Source organism: Psychrobium sp. 1_MG-2023 (assembly GCF_030689115.1).
Classification (GTDB): domain Bacteria; phylum Pseudomonadota; class Gammaproteobacteria; order Enterobacterales; family Psychrobiaceae; genus Psychrobium.
This window is the reverse complement of the sequence record NZ_JAUYVJ010000022.1, coordinates 40,683-59,528: the sequence shown is the minus strand read 5'-3', so window position 1 is coordinate 59,528 and position 18,846 is coordinate 40,683. Positions and strand designations below refer to the sequence as shown.

Sequence of the window (18,846 nt, the reverse complement as noted above, 5' to 3'; positions counted from 1 at the left end):
GGCATGTTTGTTTACATTGTGCGGTTAAGCTTGGGCTTTGAAGTCAGGCGAGGGGAGTAAATGAAACAACAATCGTTGTATCTTTGTCGTTTAACACACTTAACTCCCAGCCTTGGTGTTCGCATAAGCGTTTGACAATCGATAAGCCAAAACCATAGCCTGTGCTTTGGCTGCCTTTCACCGCAGGCTCGGTAATAGTTGCTGAAATATCGTGCTCGATTCCTGCCCCTGTATTCTTAATAATTAATTTCTCGTCAATAACATCAACGCTGACTTCGCCGCTATCCGTGTATTGAAACGCATTGCTGATTAAATTATCAAGCAGCACTTTTAACATTCCAGCTTGGGCTAAGACCTCGCTGTGACAGCGTTCAGAGACTTGTACGTCAACTTGCTTCCCTTGTAGTAAATAGCTGTGGTCAATGATTGACTGCTCAACAAGGGGTAATAGTTTTATCTGCACTTTATTTGTCGATACTTGTTCTTCTCTGGCTAAAATGAGCAGGGTGCTGACGGTTTGCTCCATTTGCATGGCCGCCTGTGAAATGCGCGCGATAATGTCGTTGTTTTTGTCATTCCCTCGGTTTTTTTCTTGATATAGTTCTACCGCATTTTTGACGATGGCCACGGGCGTTCTTAACTCATGACTAGCGTCTCGGGTGAAGCACTTTTCTCGTTCAAGGGTTTTACTGATTTGCTGCATCGAGTCTTCTAATGTCCGAGCTAAAATGCCAATTTCATTATTGGGAAATTGATGTGCAAACGTATTGGGTATATTTTTAGGTGCAACGCCGTCAACCAAGTCCGCGAGTGCTTTTAAAGGCCGTGCTGTTTTTCGACCCAGGGTATAAGCAATAAAAAACGCGATTATTGTCAATACGATGCCGCTGGCGAGAAAGAATTGGACAATTCCTTCTCGAACCGGGCGAACTAATAATTTTTGACTGACCTCAGCCACTAGATGAACGTCTGGGTGCTCAGGAAATAAATAAAGGTGATAGTGGCGTCCTTCGTCACCGTAAAACTCTCTTCTGTTCGGTTCTTCAATAAAAGTGCTTTTTAAATCAGCAGGCAGGTTTGTTTTAGAAAAGTACAACGCCATATTTGCGTTACGTACATTAGGCCATTGGTTAGTTGCCTGATATTCCGAACATAAATAAGCCGCTTCTTGGGTGATTTCTCGCTCGATAAAAGCGTCTTCTAACGTGTATAAAAAAATAAAACAAAAGAAGCCATAAAAGGCCGATAATATCAGGGTGAAAATACAGAACTGACTAACTATACGTCGACTTAAACTATGAAATTTTAGTGTGTTGTTTTTCATCTCTGTGTCCAATTTATTTAATGTCTAAGGTAAAACCAACACCGTGTACGGTTTTTAATATCGGGTAAGTAAACGGTTTATCTAATACATTGCGTAATTGATAAATGTGAGAGCGCATCGCATCTGACTCCGTGGGTTGGTCTCCCCAAAGTTTCTGCGTTAGCATTGAGCGACTAACCACTTGCGGGTAAGCCTCCGCTAATACGGTGATTATGCGCACGCCCATCGCATGTAACTCGAGTAATTTCCCCTCTCTAGTGACCTGTTTTCTTTGCCTGTCGATACTTAATGGTCCCAACTCTAAGGTGTCAGAGGTTTGTAATAAGTGGCGTCGTGATAGGGCTAAACAGCGCACTTCCAATTCTTGTAACGAAAATGGCTTGGTTAAGTAGTCATCGGCTCCGGCGGTAAACCCTGAGACTTTATCTTCAATGCTATCTCTGGCGGTCAGCATTAAGATTGGAATATGGCGACTCGATGATTTTCTGATGTGATGGCAGACTTCAAGACCGTCCATTTGAGGTAGGTTGAGATCTAAAATGACTAAGTCAAAATGATGCTCAAGCGCGAGTTCAAGCCCTTGCTCACCTTGGCTAGCAAAATCAAAGCGATGTCCTTTTTGCTCCATGTAATCTGAAATATTTTGCGCGATACTTTGTTGGTCTTCAACGAGTAGTATGTTAAGTGAGGTTGCTTGAGTGGTCATATCATTTTCCAAAGTTCTATATTTGGCTCTATCTCAATTACGATGAAAAAGCGGAAACAGTGGCTGTTTCCGCTGGATGTTAAACGCATTATAAGGATATTGTCTTTAACATGTCTAATGCGGGTTTGTAATCAGGTTTTGAGGCTAATAGTTCATTCAATGTCGCTTTAGCTGCCAGCTTGTGACCTAGGTGATGTTGTGTTTTCGCTATTTTTAAATCTAACACCGGATTGTTGATAGCTTTTTGTGCGACCGTCATTAACGCCAATGCGTTTTCCAACTGAATATCGGTTTCGGCTATTTTCAAGTAATAAAAGCCATAGGTACCCACCAGTGGTAGGTGGTATTGCTCAGTGTGATTTGCCAGTGTTGTTATTGCTGATTTATCACCGGCTAGAAACTGAGCGATAATAGCTAAGGTGTGGTCGTCTTTATCCAGTTCGTTCGCAATAGGTGTTAGCCCTAACGCTTTGACTAATGCAGTCGCAACACCGACAGTGGAAGCCGGGTTTTGTCCGGTAATTAATCGCTCGTCAACAGCGACATGACTCAACATAATCTCACTTGATTGAAACTTAGCGCCGCGTTCGATTAATTTATCTTGCAACATAAAATCAAACTGGCTAATCCATTTTTTGCCAAAAAGGTTTTCTTCCTGATTAGTAAAACCATTCACCGCCTTATTTGCGACTAAATAGCTACCATCATTTAACGTAACATCGACTAATGCTGCTGGGCCGTGACAGACGGCTGCAACTGTGCCTTGTTGTTGATAAATATCAGCAATTAATGATTGAAGTGCTGTGTCCTTTGGTAGGTCAAACATTGCTCCTTTACCGCCAACAATAAAGATGGCGTCGTAAGCTTTAGCCTCTAAGTTTCTAATTGATAAGGTATTATTTAACTTGGTCATTATCGCTTTATTGGCCAACACTTTTGCGTTGAATGGCTTTTTTGCGTCGAACTTGTCGGCTTCTACTTTACCGCCTTGTGGACTAGCAATATCGACACGAATGCCATTGGTGTTAAAAACGGTATAGGCTTTGGAAAACTCGTCAAATTCATAACCGGGCTTTTCTTCTCCCTGTTGTTGACCATAGCCACTGAGAACCATCAGCACTTTCTTGTCGGTCACAGAGGCTGCGACCTGACTCGACAGTGTGATTAATACCAATAAGCTCATCAGTTTAGTTAATGTTTGTTTAATGTATTTCATTGCTTTCCTCCTAGTAATTACACACATGATGACAACGTCGTTGTGAAACAGATGTGAAATGGTTATGTCTCAGCCATTAATTGTTTAATTGAGCTGCGCAGGCTGTTTCTACTGGCATAAATACCTAAGCTAGTCACCAAGGATAAAATGAGTGATAGGGTGAGTATCAACCAAACAAGATCAGGTTTATAGGTTAAAGAAAACTGTGATTGGTAGATTAATAAGCCCGCGATATAGGTCCCTAATATAGCGCCCATCGCTGTTATACTCGCGGTAACTAGCCATTCAATGATATTTAACTTAAGGCATGTTGAGCGGGTAAAACCAAAACTCATGATGATACTATTCTTTTTCTTTTCCTTAGGCTCTAACGCATTGATAGAAGCTAAAATGACGATGGCTGCGAGTATCACAATCATCACTGAGAAGCCGCTAATGACTTTGGTGATCATGGCTAGGATACTGTCAAATCGCTCTGTCATTTCCTTTAGTGAAATCATGCGTAATGTTGGGAATTTTTGCCACAATGTGGCGAGCGTTGGCCATTGCTTGTCATCGAGTTCAATGCTCGCCATGTTGTAGTGTGGCGACTGCACGTGCTTTAACGCGCTAGGCGGCATCTGAACCCAAAAGGTAATAGACCCTGCACCCGGTTTGAACGCGTGACTAGCGACTATCTGAAACTTGGTTGTTGACCAATAAAAAATGTTAACCAATCTCCGAGCACCAAGCCCAAATCTGTCATCACTTCTTGTTCTATTGATATTTGTTGCCACTTCGGAGTGTTAGTCTCCCACCACGTGCCATCAACTACTTGATTATTTAACGGGATAGCATCAGTCCAATGTAAGCGAATAGAACGACTGAAGGTGGCAAGACTGTCGCTAGGTTTGTCAGTAAACTCAGCTAAAGATTGGTTGTTGATTGCGATCAATTTTGCGTGCATATACGGCTTAGTTTGACGTATGGCAATATCTTTATCACTAGCCCAGTGCTCAATAAACTCCATTTGAGGCTGTGTCGCTTGAGACACCATGACATTGCCGTCGTGCTGGCGTTGGTAAGACGACATTGTTTGGCCAAGATCTTTTAATAGCATCAGGGTAAACAGTAATAGAAAAGCGCATAGGCCAACGCCTAATATCTGAGTACTTTTGTTGATTAAGCGTTGCTTCATCATGAACAACGAAAAGGGCACTAAACCTGAGATGTTTTGGGTTAATTTTTCCCCTAGGGTTAACGAACTCCAACTGATGACAATCATTAGAGCAATGGTGATCACTGTAGCTGTCACCATCATTAAGGTTAATAAGCCATTATCAGAATAGGTCAGTGTGACCCCGGTCAGAACCGCGATACTGCTTAGTTTGCTAAACCAGTGGCTAAAACCTTTGTTAACGCCGCTAAATAACTTAGCAACGGAGTTATTTTTCAATGACAGCCACACAGGGGCATGAAAGATAGCGAATACAGCAAGCAATGCAGTCAATGACTTAGCTATTAATGGGTAATTGATTTGCCATTGCAACGCGGAAAATGTTCCACTTAACCAATCAATGATTAGCCAGTGGAATAGGGCTGATAATATCAATACGACTGGAACTAATAACAATAGGCTGATTAACCATTTAAACAGCGACACTTGAATTCCTGTAGTATTTGAAGCTCCAAGACTCATGCAGATGGCTGAGAAGTATTGATCTTTTTTCATGTGAACTTGAGTGAGCTGTTCAATGGCTATTGCAGCCATAAAAAATAAGATAATCGAGGCTAATCCCATGAAGTTTTCTGTTCTTTTCCAGAACAGTGACAGAGGGTGGTTTCCCTGTTTATGAAATATTTCTGCAGCAGGTAATGTCTGTTGCTGCCATGTTGTAAGCTGCTCTATTTGCGCTGAACTTGCAGCGATAAGGTAACGAAAGTGAATCAAATCCGATGAAAAGTTTAGGCGCTTCATATCAAGCTGATTAATCATGGCGCGCATGTCAACGGTATGACCTTCCATTAATCTATCCGGCTCATGTTGTAGAATCCGAGAAACAATTAGTTGTTGATTGGCTACTTGAAGGGTCTCGCCCATCTCAACTGATAAGCTGGCAAACAATCTGGCATCGAGCCAAATATGGCCTTGCTGTGGACCTGAAGCGGTGACTTGTCCCTTATCTTGTAAACTCGCGGAGGTTAGCAATTCGCCTTGCAGTGGGTATTGCTGGCCAACCGCTTTAAGTTTGACCAGTTGCCATTGGCCATTATGGGTCAGGGTTGTTTTTACTTGTTGGGTGGTAACGACTTTGCTAGATAGATTTGCTATGTCATTATGCTGCTCTGCGGTAAGTGCTTGCTGTTGACTGAGCACGGCATCAGCCCCGAGTAGCCCTTGTAAATTATCGTTTAAATAGGTTTGGATGTTAGCGCTTGATTGGCTTAGCGTGATAATAAACAGCATTAAAGCGCCCTGAGTCCAGCGCAATAATCGCTGGTGGGAAAAACGGTACTCTTGTTGGTAAAAATGCCAAGCAAGCTTTACATTGTTCATTAACATGAAGCCACCTCTAACGTTTGATTCGATTGTTGGTTGAACTGGCCATCGATCAATGAAAACTGATGTGTTGCCCGATTAGCTAACGCGTCACTATGGGTGACGACCACTAGCGCGGCATTGTTCTCTTGACAACAAGTAAATAAAATATCGGCGATTTCGATGGCGCACTTTTGGTCTAAATTGCCAGTAGGTTCATCGGCAAAAATAAACTTGGGCTGAAAAACGAGGGCCCGTGCTATGGCCACGCGTTGTTGCTCACCACCACTTAACTCACTTGGTTTATGGTTAATGCGATCATTTAGTCCAACCTTGCTTAGCCAAGCGGTTGCTTTTTTTATCGCATCTTTATCGCCCCGAAGTTTTAGCGGCAACGCAACATTGTTTAATGCGGTTAACTCGGGTAATAAATGAAATTGTTGGAATATAAAACCAATATCACTTCTTAATTCACTTAATGCTTTGCTTTGACCCGCATTTACATAAACACCATGTCCCGTTGACGGTTGCTCTAATCCTGATATCAGCGTTAACAAGCTCGATTTTCCTGCTCCAGAAGGTCCAGTGATAGCATATGACTCACCTTGGTGAACGGTTAAATTGAGGTTGTTAAATAAAGTGACCTGGGTATCGTTGGTTTGAAAGGACTGGCTGGCGTTTTTTAACTCAATGTAACTGGGCATAGTGTTTACTCGTGATTATCCAATGTATGGTTTAATTTAATCGACGAGGTGTGAAATAGATGTGAAACGGTGAAGTAATGAATTTGGTTAAGAGTGTAAAAGGCATGCGTGACGGCGACAGGTATAAGTTTAATATCAAATATATAGACTGTTTTGTAAAGCTAACTTGATAACATTTTTAGCTTATCTTTTAATCTGGTTACTCGCTCAACCTAGCATTAATTGTTAATTTGAAGTAAAGTTAAATGATAGCGCTGTCATTTTTGTTTGATTGCGCCTGACTATATAGTGCTCAATAGCGGTTTTTAAGTACTAAGATAGTTACAATAACTACAACTAACACAAGAAGAATTTTATGGAAGCGACAGCGGAAATCGAACAAAAACCACAACATAGTATATGGCTACCTATGGTATTAGCCGGCTCGATGTTCTTTATTTTAGGGTGTATCACTTGGCTTAACGGTGCCATTACTCCCTTTTTACAACAGATGCTTGAATTAACACCACTGCAAGCCTCTTTTATTATTTCATCGTTTTATATCGCGGTAACTATCGCTGGTATTCCTTCTGCGATGTTGATTAAGCGTGTCGGCTATAAAAATGGTATGGCAATTGGTTGTACTATTATGGCTGCCTCCGCTTTGCTATACATCCCAGCTGCTAAAATGCAGATGATTGAAATTTTCTTATTTGCACAATTGCTCATTGGTGTTGGTCAAACGGTTTTACAAACAGCGGTAAACCCGTATGTGGTTAAGATGGGCTCAGAGAAATCTGCTGCGGTACGTGTTTGTATCATGGGCTTATTAAACAAGTTTGCTGGTGTTATTGTACCAATCGCTTTTGCTGCTGTTGTAGTAAGCGGTGTGGTTGCTGACGGAGAGCAATTATCGCAAGCGCAAAAAGATGCGATGGCAAATAGCTTAATTTTACCTTACATTGCGATTGCTGGTTTGATTTTTGTATTTGCTTTATTTGCTAAATTTTCACCACTACCTGACCTAGTATTTGATGAAGGTGAGAGCAGTGGTAAAGGTGAAATTAAAGAAGCATTATCACATCCACACTTAGTATTAGGTGTAATCGGTATCGCGCTTTATGTAGCGGTAGAAGTTATTGCAGCCGATACAATCGGTTCATACGCTTTAGCGATTGGAATTGCGGATTATTCTGTCATGACCTCATACACAATGGCGTGTATGTTAATTGGTTATGCCATTGGTATTGCTTTGATCCCTAAATACATGTCACAACAAAATGCTTTAGTAATGTCTGGTATTGCCGGACTTGTTACAGTGGCGGCTGTTATATTGGGTTCAAATGATTCATTTGTCATCGCTAACTTAGTCTTAGTACCATTTGGTGGTCCACAATTACCAGACCCATTACTGTGTATTGCTCTACTTGGTTTTGCTAATGCGATGGTATGGCCTGCAATTTGGCCACTAGCGCTTGCTGGTCTAGGTCGTTTAACTGGTACTGCTTCTGGTTTATTAATCATGGGTATTGCTGGTGGTGCATTAGGCCCATTGCTTATCGGTTTAGGTAATGTTGCTGGTTTGGGCGCTCAAGGTGCTTACGCAGTGATGATCCCAAGTTACTTATTCATCTTATTCTATGCACTTAAAGGTCATAAAATGAGAAGTTGGAAATAAGTTAAGGCTTATTTCATAAAGAAATATTAGGCCCCGTTAGTTAACGCTAGCGGGGCTTTTTTATTATATATGGAGGTTCTCACTTCAAAGCCAGCTTTTCAATGAGATCATCGCATATTTGAACAGATGGACTATACTTTAGTATAAAGGTTGATTTTGGAGCAGTGAATGGGGGCGAAACAACTTAAACGTTTGAGAAAGTTAAACAGTACTTTGCACCCTTGCAAGGTTGTTGGTCGTAGAGCGTTTGGCGTATTTAATAACGATAATTTGTCTAAGGGATGTGACTTTGCTGGTCAATTATCCCGATGTTTAACCTAGGGCGAAAATCCACTTACCTTAAAGGCTGTGTTGTTGTCTTTATTGTACTCAGCTTGTTTCATCATCAAACAAGTTCAGCCTTTAACCGACCAATCTATGAATATGGACAAACACTTGATCAACAAGAGACTATAGATTGGTTGTGGCAACAGGCTCAGAAATTGTCTGGTATCGAATCGATTTACGATAGCCACAGTCCAACACACCTGCCTATCTACATTGTATCCAACCACTTCATGAGCTCTGAGATTTGTCCTACAGATCCTGAAAACTGTCGAAATTTGATGGGAGCCTATGATACTCAGGCAAAAAGGATTTTATTACTCAGCAGTTTGGTTCCGATAGAGGAAGAAATTTCAGCCTCCTTTTTAGTGCATGAATTTATGCACGCGCTGCAAAATGAAAAACGTACCGATGATGAAATGTTTGGTGATTGTTCACGTTTAAAACATTCGGAACAAGAAGCTTACCATGTACAAAATGCCTTTTTAAAATCCCAGGGAGTACTATTTACAGCAGGTTCTGGCTTGCGGATGATGTTTTGCCCGACAGAGAAGTAATGACCTCGGTAGCTTTTTCCCAGTTCACTCATGGCTTTAAGCTGTGCTTTTTTTAACTTTTGGGGGGTAATGTTACTGACCATTGAACTCGCAGGGAGATTGTGTGATTAAGGTAATGTTGCCATAACAACAGCATTTATCTTGAGTCAGCTTACCAATAGGGAAGGGTTATCAATAGAGTACAGATTAATCAGTACTAATGTGACTAACCATGTCATTGTTAATCCAAAATTGCAGACGTTTAAGTGCTTCAACAGGAACCTGCTCTTCATGACAATAGTCGGTTAATAATTCACAAGCATGGCTAAAGTCATTGCCATCGTTAAAACTTTGCCATAACACTTGGCTGATAGGGTCAATATTGGCGAACTCTGTCAAACGTTGCTCGTTACGCCACACTAACCAGAAAACTCCAAGCGGGTAATCTTGTGCTGGAGGGGGAGCTGTATCAGTTTTTAATGCTTGCCATGACTCAACAGCATTGGTGAGCTGAGTGAACAATCTACAACTGGGATGAAAAGTGAGTTTTATATCAGGCCACCGATCAATTTCAATGTTCGACAAAGCGTCCATTTTGGCTACCGGCTTATCTGCGGCGTCAAATGCATCTAAAAGGGTTCGTTCGAACTTTGCTAAATCAGTTAATATTGGGTGTGATGAAAATGGTCGCTGTGTGGCTAAATATTGAGGGATGTTGTGACAAAAGTGACGCAGCGATCTAACCTTGGACGGGTAAGTGGCTACATAACCATCCACAAGCGCATCATACAGTTCATCGCCTAAATATTTACCAAGTTGCGGATGATCGTTATCAATTGTTTCACGAAGGCGCATTTTATAAGCATTTTTATAAATACCAAGGCGGGTATCTATTGTCACAGGTGGCTGGTTTATGACGTTGTCAGAAAATGAATTACTCTTTCCTTGTAAGTAATCTAAAAATTGTTGCTGGATTAATGCTAAGTCAGGCATTGATGATTTCCTTATCAGAGAGCGCTAAGCTAGGGATGTGTTTCGCCGCAATTTTTCTAGCCATATCAAGTTCATTAACTAACTCATTGAGAGAAGGGATATTATCGTCACGCTCTATCATCGTGCTGACCTTCCCTAAGCGTTGAACAGCGCTTTCATAAAGTGACCAAACTGGGTCACAGATAGGGTGGTCATGCGTGTCAATCACATAGTCGCCGTAGTCCTGATGGCCAGCGAGGTGGATTTGTCGAACACGAGTTTTATCGATGGCATTTAGGTAATCTAAAGCGTTAAATTGATGATTACGTGCGCTAACGTAGATATTGTTGATATCAAGCAGCATGTAGCAATCGGCGCGTTGGCACACTTCGTTGTAAAAATCCCATTCTGACAATTCAGAGCTTTGATAGGTTAAATAGCTGGAAACATTTTCGAGTAGCATCTGTTGGCCAAGAGTGTCTTGAACTTGCCGTATACGCGCTGCAATATGGTCGATAGCCTCTTCGGTATAAGGCATAGGTAACAGATCATGACTATTGACATTGCCCGCTTGGCTAAAGCACAAATGATCGGAAATCCAACGGGGCTTTACATGGCTAATCAACTTTTTTAAGTTGGTTAGATATTGCTGATCAAGCGGGGTTACGCTGCCTACTGACATTGATACACCATGCATCACAATAGGGTATTGTTCCGCGATAGCGTCTAAATAATAGCGAGGCTTACCACCGTCAACCATAAAATTTTCGGAGATTATTTCGAACCAGTCAACCTTGGGCTTGCTCGATAATACATCTTCGAAGTGTTGTGTTCGAAGGCCCAAACCAAAACCTAAAAAGTGATCATGATGCGTCATAGTCGTTACCGATAATAAGCATAATATAAGAAAACGAGAGTACTTATATTATGCTAATAACTCCATTAATGTGGGTGGTGAATGTACTAGGCGTCAGTATTACCACCAATATCCTTACATGAAGCGGCGGTTGTTGCGACAAAACCTAGCCCTTGACATGATGCCATGCCTTTACATGCGTTGGTTGCTGTTTTGCAATCATTATGGCCTTTACAGATATTAACGCCGTAACAATGTACTAAATCGACTTTGGTTGTTTTTCCTATCCAGTTATCTTTAATGTTGCCACCGACGTCCATACAGGCTTGACTTGGCATAGCGACGAAACCGTGACCTTTACAGCTTGCCATACCTTTGCAACCATTACTTGCCGTTTTACAGTCGTTATGCCCTTTACAGGTGTTTACACCGTAGCAATGTACGAGTTCGACTGTACTACTAGCTGCTTTCGAGGCGGCGTTATTTGCAGTTGTTTCTGTAGTGGCTTGGCAGCCCATTAGGGTCGCTGCAGCCATAGCAAGGGTCGCACCACCAATTTTTGTCTTTAATTGTGAGCTCATTGAGGTATTCCTTTTGTTAGGTTCTATCATATAGACCGATTAAGCGATAAAAACTTTCACCGCTAAATAAAAAGCTTACTAGTTTAGTGTAATCGCTTTTTTTAAAATTGTAGTAATAACTCGCTACTGGTCTAGACTTTCCGTTATGGAAAATAGTAACTTGCCATGTTGGAAAGTCTGTATTACATTAGTTTCCAACATGGAAACTAAGGAAGCGAAAAAAATGACCATACCAGATAAATCAATTTCAGCAGCGGAAGCAAAGTCAGCACTCGCCGCATTAGAAAAAACAAATAGCAATTTAATCAAGACTTGTCGTCCTCCGATTGGCCTTGCGCTAGTGGCGGCATTTTTAATCGGATTAGAAACATTGGCGATTTCATTAGGCATGGCAAGCGATGGCTGGCGATTACTGATGTTTAGCTCAGCAATCGGTTTAGTGGTGACTTTATTTTTATGGGTCAAGTCTTTACGAAAACATGGCGTGGCCATGCAACTTTGTCCAAAAACGACAGCGGACCGAATTTTTGGCGCGTTGCAAGCGGTGTTTGTGATTATCATGATGATCGGCTCACAGCTTTTATTTAAACAAGGCATTGAGTGGCCAAGCTACGTTGCCGCACTGATTAATGCCGTGTTTTTATTGTATATAATGTATTATCATCCAACAGGCCGTTGGGTTGAGAAGCAAGGAGAGGGCGAATGAGCGAAGGATTTGATCCATTAATCCATGCACCAAACCGTTTAAAAGTTTGTGCGCTGCTAGAAGCAACTTCTGCGATGGAATTTAAAGCGGTTAAAGATCACCTTGAAGTGAGTGACTCCGTCTTATCTAAGCAGATAAAGCAACTGGAGGAAGTAGGTTATGTCATTGTCGAAAAGCGTCAACAAAATGGTCGAGTGTATACATGGTTACAGCTATCAACATTAGGCCGCAGCGCCTTTCGTGGCCATGTTCTAGCGCTGAAACAAATTGTTGGAGAGATGTAAGGGGCTAAATAAGATAAGCTAGCCCGAACGCGAATAAAATAGCGCCTGTCACCTTACTAAACGCTGCCCATGGCAGCGTTTTTTCTAATATAACCCAGAAGGTTAGAATGATGATGGCTGTTATGCTCATCACGCCAGTGACAAATAGCGATGACCATTGCTATAACCCTGCGCCCATCAGTAAAGCCCCGGTAAAATATTGGTTATTATTGACCATCATCGCAAATAACAGTGCAGCATGATGCAACCCCCACTGACACAAAGTGATAGCCGCTGAAAATAACAGGCACATGAATAAATAACCGACAAAAAAATAGTGGGCAGGGTTATATGTAGGCTTGTCTTTAGGCGATAGTCTACTGATAAATAGCGTGATCGAGGTTGCAGAGGGGAGCATCACACCTATCATCTCATCGTGTCCATAAAGTGTGTTAATGAGGAGGAGGCATTTCTTTATCGTCATCCTGAAAGTGTTTTATTCAGGATCTCGTTGTTTGGTTTGGGGGAGTGTTAGCAGTAAAGTGAAATCCTGGCTAAAAGCCTGCCGGACTGACAAAGATTGAGATATTAGCGTATAAAAAAGCCCTTATCACCAAGGTGATAAGGGCTTGTCGACGTAAAAAAGAATTACTTGTCTTTTTTAGCTGCTTCTAAATTACCTTTATGGTCAATTTCAAATGTTGGCATTTCTTTACCACCATTTTTCAGGTAATGATCCATCCAGCGCATCATACGGATAGTGTAATCGTATTTTGCTGCTACACGCTTGTTACCATGGCCTTCGCCTGGGTAGTAAACTAGACGTACATCTTTACCTTGCACTTTCATGTAGCGGTATAGCTCCATTGATTGTGCAGGGTGAACACGTGGGTCGTCTTTACCGTGCATAATTAATAGCGGTGTCTCTGACTGACCAGCCCAGTAGATAGGGCTGCGTTCTAGGTACCATTGCCATTTATCCCAAGGGTAAGAACGAGCGTGTACTAGATGCATTTCGTTTGAAATATCCGTAGTACCGAATTTTGATAATTGGTTAGTTACACCAACAAACATTACACTTGTTGCAAAGTGCTTAGTAAGTTTAGTTGCAGCCCAAGCCGATGCATAACCACCGTAAGAACCACCAGTAATACCAACACGCTTAGTATCAACTAAGCCCATGTCAACAAGGTGCTCTTTAAAATCAACTAGATCGTCGAATTCTTTACCAGCGTAATCGTTTTGACCAAGCTTAGAGTAGTCTACGCCTTTACCGGTACTACCACGGTAGTTTGGATAGAATACAGCGTAACCTTGTGTCGCAGCCATTTGACCCGGACGAGAGTAGTTTGTTACCCAACCGTCTTTGTCATGGCTTTCAGGACCACCATGCACTGACATAATCAGTGGGTAGCGTTGACCTTTTTTGTAATCGATTGGGTAAACTAATACACCACCGATCTCGACGCCATCACGTGCTTTAAGCGTAATTTCTTCTTGCTTAGCCAGTACTTCATCATTTAACCATTCGTTAGAGTCAGTTAAACGTGTTTGTTTGTGGCTACGACCGCGAAGCATATAAACTTCAGTTGGATGCTGTGAAGTATGTGCTTTAATTGCAATAGTTTTATCTGAATCAGAAATACTTAAGTTACTTGCGATGAATTTACCCGCACGTACGACTTCTTTGAATTTCTTTTTACCAGGCTTGATCGTTGCAACAATTGACTGAGCGTTAACGTTAGTCACTAAGTACAATTTGTTTTCGTCATTGGCCCATTCAAAATCAGCAACATGACCTAAGTGGTTCGGTAACCAATCAGTCACTTCGCCGGTCTTTGTATCACCTAAAAATAGACGACCTGTGGCAGGGTCGTGCTTGTCTTCAGCACCGTGAATAGCTACGTAACGACCATCGTGAGAAAACTCAGCTGCACCTAATTTACCTTCAGTAACAAACGATGTTAATTTCTCTTGGCTAGATGCATCAACAATATGCCATTGTGACTTCATGTATTTGTCATCAATGAGCGCTGTTGGTTGTGTTTTAACTAATAAGCTGTTGCCTTTAGGTGACCATTGAACGTCAGAAACGTATGTGTCAATGTTCCAAGCTTCTGGTGTTAGTGGCTTGTCAGCTGCTTTTAAATCAACAACGTATAATTGTTGATTAGTTAAATCTTCTTCATAAACTTCAGCTTTAAAACCAAGTTTCTTTAATTCTTTGATAGATTTATCTTTAGCTGGCTTCGCTAAAATAGCAATTTTCTTGTTATCTTCACTTAATGCGTAGCTTGAGATGCTAGTACCTTTAAGAGAGATAACTTTACTCGCTTGGCCGCCATTAAAAGGGATTTGATAAAGCGAAGTGAATTTATCGCCTTTCATTTTTGCTAGGAAATAAATAAGTGAGCTGTCAGCTGACCACTGCACTTTTCGAACGTTTACTTCACCTGTAATGTAAGGGCGCTCAACACCTTTATCATCGACTAAATGTAATTCGCCCCAGTTTAACCCATCTTTATCAAGGTATAATTTACGCGGCACAGAGCGAACAAATGCAACACTTTCGCCATCTGGGCTAACTTGAGCGCTGCTCACTTGTTGAATCGTTGCAACTTCTTCAGCAGTTAAAATGTTAGTTGCTGATGCAGAAAAGCTCAACAAACCAACCGCCACAGCTAAGGCATGCTTAACGTGTTTAATTTTGTTATTCATGTAATCTCTTACTCCAAATTATTTTTATTCCAATAGCGCTAATCCCACTTTTGATTAATAGACTTTTAGCGATATTGGAATAGCCCACCGATCCTAACCAGCATATAACCTATTGTCTAGTGTTAAACGATATTGGAATAAAGCTTTTAACAAAGTTCGGGCATCTCTTTTATAGATAAAATAATGACTTGTTAGATAAGTTTGTATAGTTGTTCAATGTTAGGTTAAATCTGATTGGGTGTTTTTACAGCAATTTAAGACTAGACAAAAGTTGAAGGCTGGTTTAGCTTGGATTGTATTAACAACGGACGATCTATTGTTATTACTTTATCAAGGAGATTACTATGGCGATTATTTACGGTGTTCCAGCATCACCATATGTTCGAAAAGTGATGTTGGCTCACGCCTTTAAACAGGTGAATTATGAATTAAAAGTCACGATGCCCGGTAGTGAGGATGAAGAGTTTCGTCAAGCTAGCCCGTTTGGCAAGGTACCTGGGTATCGAACCGATGATGGTTTTTCATTTTGTGATTCATCCGTTATCATCGCGTACTTAGAAAAGACAACTACAGACCATAAACTCTATCCCGACAATGCAAACCAACTCGCTAAAGCATTATGGATAGAAGAGTATGCTGACACTAAAATGATGGAAGCAACCGCCGCTCTTTATTATCAGCGTGTTATTGGTCCTAAATTCTTTGAGCACCAAACCGACCCTGAGCGAGTAAAAGAATTGATTGAAAAAGTTATTCCGCAAGCACTCAACTATATTGAATCTCAGCTGACTACTAGCTGGGTGATTGATGAGCTATTTAGCATTGCAGATCTAGCTGTTGCAGCCAATTTAATAAACTTGTTCCACGCAGACTTTGATATAGATGTGAATCAATGGCCAAAACTGTCAGCTTATGCAGACCGGATTCTTGAGCTTGAAATAGTTCAACAACAAATGGGCATTGAAACGAAAATGTTTAGTTAATTAGTGTTTCCTTAGCATTAGCCCCGACTTTAATCGCTCGATTTAATACACTTACAATGTGAGAAAGGGCGATTATATTTTTTAACTTACTAATTAAAAAGAGAAATAAATTAGACCCTTTACTCTTTTTATACTATTATCGCGCTGGATTTTGATTAACGATAATAATATAAAAGGAATTTATCGATGTTTAAGTTTACCAAAGTTGCTGTTGCAGTTACCACGTGTTTAGCATTAACGGCTTGTCTTGAAGTTGAAGACAATAGTAATGATGCTCTAGTTGAAGAGCTACGAGCACAAAACGAAATCTTGCAAAACCAACAAAAAGCAGAGCAAGGTTTAGTGTCGCTGTATGGCCAAATTGTCACCGCTGGAAGTGCAGACGGTATGGCTGCAACAATTAAGGTTAAGGCTGGGTCGACATGGTATCCGGAAGTCACGACGACAGATGGTCATTTCACGGTCCCCCAATTGCCACCTTACACAGAGTTTGTTGTCGTTATTACAGGTGAAAGTAATTACCTGGAACGGGCATACTACGGCCGCACATTAAATGCAGGGGCTAATCAGAGTTTTCAGCAAGCATTAGGTCAAATTGAGTTATACGAAGCTGAAGAGTTTACATTTAAGGTTGCAGATGAACAGTCAGGGGAGTTGTTAACCAATGCAACGGTAAGTGCTGATATCTCAGTTAACGCTGACGCCCATAGCTTATTTGCAGAGTTAAATTCATACAAACAAGAAGCGACTGTCAACCCCGATACTGGCTTATATACCATTCTCGCTGCAAAAGGGTTTGGTTTAGTACTAGAGTTCAATCTTGACTTGGATAAAGATGGGATTGCAGATCATGCATTGGCTAACCCAATGGACCCGTATTACCCGGGGCGTAATAAAGTACGCTTTGACAGTGTAAACTTAGACAAAGAACAGACTATTTACACGAATGAAAAAGCTGGCTTGCGTGAGCTTGAGATAAGAGTAAGTGTACTTAATGATGACTTAGAATCTCTTAATGACCTCGATTTTTTTGTAAATACTACTGACAGTACAAATAGTGCAAGGGAAAATTTTGTCTTTGATACAGACACACAGCAATATGTAGCAGTTGCAAAATCGAGTAATTACTTTTCTATTACCTTACCAGCTTTTATTGCCAATGGAATCAACTATAAAAGTTTGCGAACAAGCCTAGACCTTCAGGATGATGGCTTTTATAGAGTGTACTCAAACTATCATAACTCGTATGATGTTTATGAAAAAGATGGTGTGGTTGACATAGTCATAAAACCAGAAATAAATTTTAATATTTCAACGCTTTCAGTCGTCGCTAAAACAGAACGATTAAACTATTTGACTGATAGTTTTAAATTATTTTATTCATCGCCAATTGAGCTTTTATCTGATTCAGTGTTACTTTCGCAGGTCGATAAACTTTCTATTATTCCAGGAAACGCTGTTGCCGATGATAGTACTCCAAATGGAACGACGAGAGTAAGTTTTAATGAAGTCGAAGTTGAAGCAACGAGCAACTTAGGGCTCAATGATACCTTCCTTACAGTAACACCAAGTGCCCCAATGATTGCTGGTGAAGAATATAAATTATCGCTCGGTTACATCAATGACGCTATCTTTAATGTTCGAAAGGATCTTGCTCAAGATGATTTTTCTTTAAAAGCGCCATCGCAGGCAGTGTTTTCTATTGATGATGTCTTTGTCGATAATTTTAATTACTCAACCAACGGCCAACTAACGCACGCTACAAATACTGCTGGTGAGATGGGCTTTTCTCATGGTGAAAACCCTATCAGATTTGTATTTCCGAAATCAATTGATTCGCTTTATAATTTAACAATGACGATAACCGAGTCGACTCGTAATGGTGTTAAGAGCGCTCAGTCAGAATCCTATACCCCTGTGCATGACGGTTCACCTTATGGTTTAGAGAAAGCGATTACTTTAGCGTCTTCGAGTGCCGAAAATATATTTGTTGATCGTAGTGAACAGAATCAGTATTTTCATGTTTACTCAGGTACGGCTGAAAACTATGCGAAGAGCTATCTAGAGTATATTCATTCTATTCGTTTAAATGATCACACATCTTCATCAGAAAACAGTATTAAAGTCACATATAGCTATAATCTTGCTGGTGGCGAAGAAGTGACCGGTGAAAAAGTTTTCCTTATTAGGTGATAAGCGTTTTCACGGAAAAGATTGCCTTCGGTCGAATGATCAACAGCTAAGTAAATGGTTGTCGACGGAAGGTGATCATGAAAAATCAGTAGACTATGTTGACTACTGATTTTTTATCAAGCTAAGCCAAGTTTTGGCGCTTTGGACAGTTCTATCACTGAAGAGTTTGCTAGATAATTACATTACTCTCGCCAGATTTTATTCGAGAATGTTTAATTGATCCTACCATTAGGACAGCTTGAAATGCCGACTGCGATGGTATCGTTTGCGAACGCCCCATATCAACAACTTGTTGTGCTCCTTTAGCCGTTCGTATTACCGGAAAGTAGCTATTGTAATGGACGAGATACTAGTAATCCCCCTAGAGTTTTACAATTTTTTATAGAGTGAGAAAGGGGATATCCTAGAGCAGTAAAAGTGCTTAGTGATTACTTAACTAAAACACCGAAATTTTCAAAACACTCATACTGACAATATTATACCTGAAGACTACTTCCTAATTCACAACGAAAAAAAACACTATTATAAATAGATAATAAACTATTCTTAGCAGCTACAACTTGTTTTATAATTAAGTTTTAATTACTTG

At 40.7% G+C, this 18,846-nt stretch carries 17 protein-coding genes; 6 read left to right on the top strand and 11 right to left on the bottom strand.

Annotation, left to right across the window (positions count from 1 at the left end; genetic code table 11):
• Positions 1-43 precede the first annotated feature (43 nt).
• The 6 genes from Q8W26_RS12220 to Q8W26_RS12195 form a co-directional block, all read right to left on the bottom strand.
• Positions 44-1,324: a HAMP domain-containing sensor histidine kinase gene (locus tag Q8W26_RS12220; RefSeq protein ID WP_101212321.1), complete on the bottom strand. Its 1,281-nt coding sequence runs from the start codon at positions 1,322-1,324 to the stop codon at positions 44-46.
• Between the two features lie 13 nt (positions 1,325-1,337).
• Positions 1,338-2,030: a response regulator transcription factor gene (locus Q8W26_RS12215; protein ID WP_101212323.1), complete on the bottom strand. Its 693-nt coding sequence runs from the start codon at positions 2,028-2,030 to the stop codon at positions 1,338-1,340.
• Positions 2,031-2,118: 88 nt separating this feature from the next.
• Positions 2,119-3,246 (bottom strand): type 1 glutamine amidotransferase domain-containing protein, encoded by a 1,128-nt coding sequence (locus Q8W26_RS12210; RefSeq protein WP_101212325.1) that lies wholly within the window; start codon positions 3,244-3,246, stop codon positions 2,119-2,121.
• Positions 3,247-3,308: 62 nt separating this feature from the next.
• On the bottom strand, positions 3,309-3,866 hold the full coding sequence (locus tag Q8W26_RS12205; RefSeq protein ID WP_305473521.1) for an FtsX-like permease family protein: 558 nt from the start codon (positions 3,864-3,866) through the stop codon (positions 3,309-3,311).
• Between the two features lie 53 nt (positions 3,867-3,919).
• Entirely contained in the window at positions 3,920-5,788 is a 1,869-nt protein-coding gene (locus Q8W26_RS12200; RefSeq protein ID WP_305473519.1) for an ABC transporter permease, read from the bottom strand.
• Complete coding sequence (locus tag Q8W26_RS12195; RefSeq protein WP_101212327.1) at positions 5,782-6,468, bottom strand: ABC transporter ATP-binding protein; 687 nt, start codon at positions 6,466-6,468, stop codon at positions 5,782-5,784. Before Q8W26_RS12195 ends, Q8W26_RS12200 begins: the two co-directional genes overlap by 7 nt.
• 355 nt (positions 6,469-6,823) lie before the next feature.
• Between Q8W26_RS12195 and nagP the strand changes: the two genes are divergently transcribed.
• A complete protein-coding gene (gene nagP, locus Q8W26_RS12190; protein ID WP_101212329.1) occupies positions 6,824-8,125 on the top strand; it encodes an N-acetylglucosamine MFS transporter NagP in 1,302 nt (433 codons plus the stop codon).
• Between the two features lie 308 nt (positions 8,126-8,433).
• A complete protein-coding gene (locus Q8W26_RS12185; protein WP_101212331.1) occupies positions 8,434-9,006 on the top strand; it encodes a hypothetical protein in 573 nt (190 codons plus the stop codon).
• A gap of 186 nt (positions 9,007-9,192) precedes the next feature.
• Here the strand turns inward: Q8W26_RS12185 and Q8W26_RS12180 are convergent, their stop codons facing one another.
• The 3 genes from Q8W26_RS12180 to Q8W26_RS12170 all read right to left on the bottom strand — a co-directional run bounded on the left by Q8W26_RS12180 (position 9,193) and on the right by Q8W26_RS12170 (position 11,394).
• Positions 9,193-9,978: a DNA-binding domain-containing protein gene (locus Q8W26_RS12180; protein ID WP_101212333.1), complete on the bottom strand. Its 786-nt coding sequence runs from the start codon at positions 9,976-9,978 to the stop codon at positions 9,193-9,195.
• Positions 9,971-10,834: a DUF692 domain-containing protein gene (locus Q8W26_RS12175; protein ID WP_101212336.1), complete on the bottom strand. Its 864-nt coding sequence runs from the start codon at positions 10,832-10,834 to the stop codon at positions 9,971-9,973. Before Q8W26_RS12175 ends, Q8W26_RS12180 begins: the two co-directional genes overlap by 8 nt.
• Positions 10,835-10,920: 86 nt before the next feature.
• The gene (locus tag Q8W26_RS12170) at positions 10,921-11,394 is read right to left on the bottom strand and encodes a hypothetical protein (RefSeq protein ID WP_101212338.1); all 474 of its coding nucleotides are present in this window, start codon (positions 11,392-11,394) and stop codon (positions 10,921-10,923) included.
• Between the two features lie 223 nt (positions 11,395-11,617).
• On the opposite strand from Q8W26_RS12170, the gene Q8W26_RS12165 reads away from it, so the two are divergent.
• Together Q8W26_RS12165 and Q8W26_RS12160 are read left to right on the top strand one after the other, a co-directional pair.
• Positions 11,618-12,100 carry a hypothetical protein gene (locus Q8W26_RS12165; protein WP_101212340.1) on the top strand — a complete coding sequence of 161 codons (483 nt, stop codon included), beginning with the start codon at positions 11,618-11,620 and terminating at the stop codon, positions 12,098-12,100.
• Positions 12,097-12,384 carry a transcriptional regulator gene (locus Q8W26_RS12160; protein WP_101212342.1) on the top strand — a complete coding sequence of 96 codons (288 nt, stop codon included), beginning with the start codon at positions 12,097-12,099 and terminating at the stop codon, positions 12,382-12,384. Before Q8W26_RS12165 ends, Q8W26_RS12160 begins: the two co-directional genes overlap by 4 nt.
• Positions 12,385-12,544: 160 nt before the next feature.
• Here Q8W26_RS12160 and Q8W26_RS12155 read toward each other — a convergent pair whose 3' ends face one another.
• Positions 12,545-12,793 (bottom strand): DUF2182 domain-containing protein, encoded by a 249-nt coding sequence (locus tag Q8W26_RS12155; RefSeq protein ID WP_305473514.1) that lies wholly within the window; start codon positions 12,791-12,793, stop codon positions 12,545-12,547.
• A gap of 218 nt (positions 12,794-13,011) precedes the next feature.
• A complete protein-coding gene (locus Q8W26_RS12150; RefSeq protein WP_101212346.1) occupies positions 13,012-15,081 on the bottom strand; it encodes a S9 family peptidase in 2,070 nt (689 codons plus the stop codon).
• Between the two features lie 344 nt (positions 15,082-15,425).
• Here Q8W26_RS12150 and Q8W26_RS12145 point away from each other — a divergent pair, with 344 nt between their 5' ends.
• Positions 15,426-16,064, top strand: coding sequence for a glutathione S-transferase family protein (locus Q8W26_RS12145; RefSeq protein WP_101212348.1), 639 nt, complete (start codon positions 15,426-15,428; stop codon positions 16,062-16,064).
• Between the two features lie 186 nt (positions 16,065-16,250).
• A complete protein-coding gene (locus Q8W26_RS12140) occupies positions 16,251-18,257 on the top strand; it encodes a hypothetical protein (RefSeq protein ID WP_101212350.1) in 2,007 nt (668 codons plus the stop codon).
• Positions 18,258-18,846 lie beyond the last annotated feature (589 nt).

Bases quoted from the DNA above. Each gene is read 5' to 3' on its own strand.
- Q8W26_RS12220 (WP_101212321.1), bottom strand. From the start codon at position 1,324: ATGAAAAACAACACACTAAAATTTCATAGTTTAAGTCGACGTATAGTT.
- Q8W26_RS12215 (WP_101212323.1), bottom strand. From the start codon at position 2,030: ATGACCACTCAAGCAACCTCACTTAACATACTACTCGTTGAAGACCAA.
- Q8W26_RS12210 (WP_101212325.1), bottom strand. From the start codon at position 3,246: ATGAAATACATTAAACAAACATTAACTAAACTGATGAGCTTATTGGTA.
- Q8W26_RS12205 (WP_305473521.1), bottom strand. From the start codon at position 3,866: ATGCCGCCTAGCGCGTTAAAGCACGTGCAGTCGCCACACTACAACATG.
- Q8W26_RS12200 (WP_305473519.1), bottom strand. From the start codon at position 5,788: ATGTTAATGAACAATGTAAAGCTTGCTTGGCATTTTTACCAACAAGAG.
- Q8W26_RS12195 (WP_101212327.1), bottom strand. From the start codon at position 6,468: ATGCCCAGTTACATTGAGTTAAAAAACGCCAGCCAGTCCTTTCAAACC.
- nagP (WP_101212329.1), top strand. From the start codon at position 6,824: ATGGAAGCGACAGCGGAAATCGAACAAAAACCACAACATAGTATATGG.
- Q8W26_RS12185 (WP_101212331.1), top strand. From the start codon at position 8,434: ATGTTTAACCTAGGGCGAAAATCCACTTACCTTAAAGGCTGTGTTGTT.
- Q8W26_RS12180 (WP_101212333.1), bottom strand. From the start codon at position 9,978: ATGCCTGACTTAGCATTAATCCAGCAACAATTTTTAGATTACTTACAA.
- Q8W26_RS12175 (WP_101212336.1), bottom strand. From the start codon at position 10,834: ATGACGCATCATGATCACTTTTTAGGTTTTGGTTTGGGCCTTCGAACA.
- Q8W26_RS12170 (WP_101212338.1), bottom strand. From the start codon at position 11,394: ATGAGCTCACAATTAAAGACAAAAATTGGTGGTGCGACCCTTGCTATG.
- Q8W26_RS12165 (WP_101212340.1), top strand. From the start codon at position 11,618: ATGACCATACCAGATAAATCAATTTCAGCAGCGGAAGCAAAGTCAGCA.
- Q8W26_RS12160 (WP_101212342.1), top strand. From the start codon at position 12,097: ATGAGCGAAGGATTTGATCCATTAATCCATGCACCAAACCGTTTAAAA.
- Q8W26_RS12155 (WP_305473514.1), bottom strand. From the start codon at position 12,793: ATGATAGGTGTGATGCTCCCCTCTGCAACCTCGATCACGCTATTTATC.
- Q8W26_RS12150 (WP_101212346.1), bottom strand. From the start codon at position 15,081: ATGAATAACAAAATTAAACACGTTAAGCATGCCTTAGCTGTGGCGGTT.
- Q8W26_RS12145 (WP_101212348.1), top strand. From the start codon at position 15,426: ATGGCGATTATTTACGGTGTTCCAGCATCACCATATGTTCGAAAAGTG.
- Q8W26_RS12140 (WP_101212350.1), top strand. From the start codon at position 16,251: ATGTTTAAGTTTACCAAAGTTGCTGTTGCAGTTACCACGTGTTTAGCA.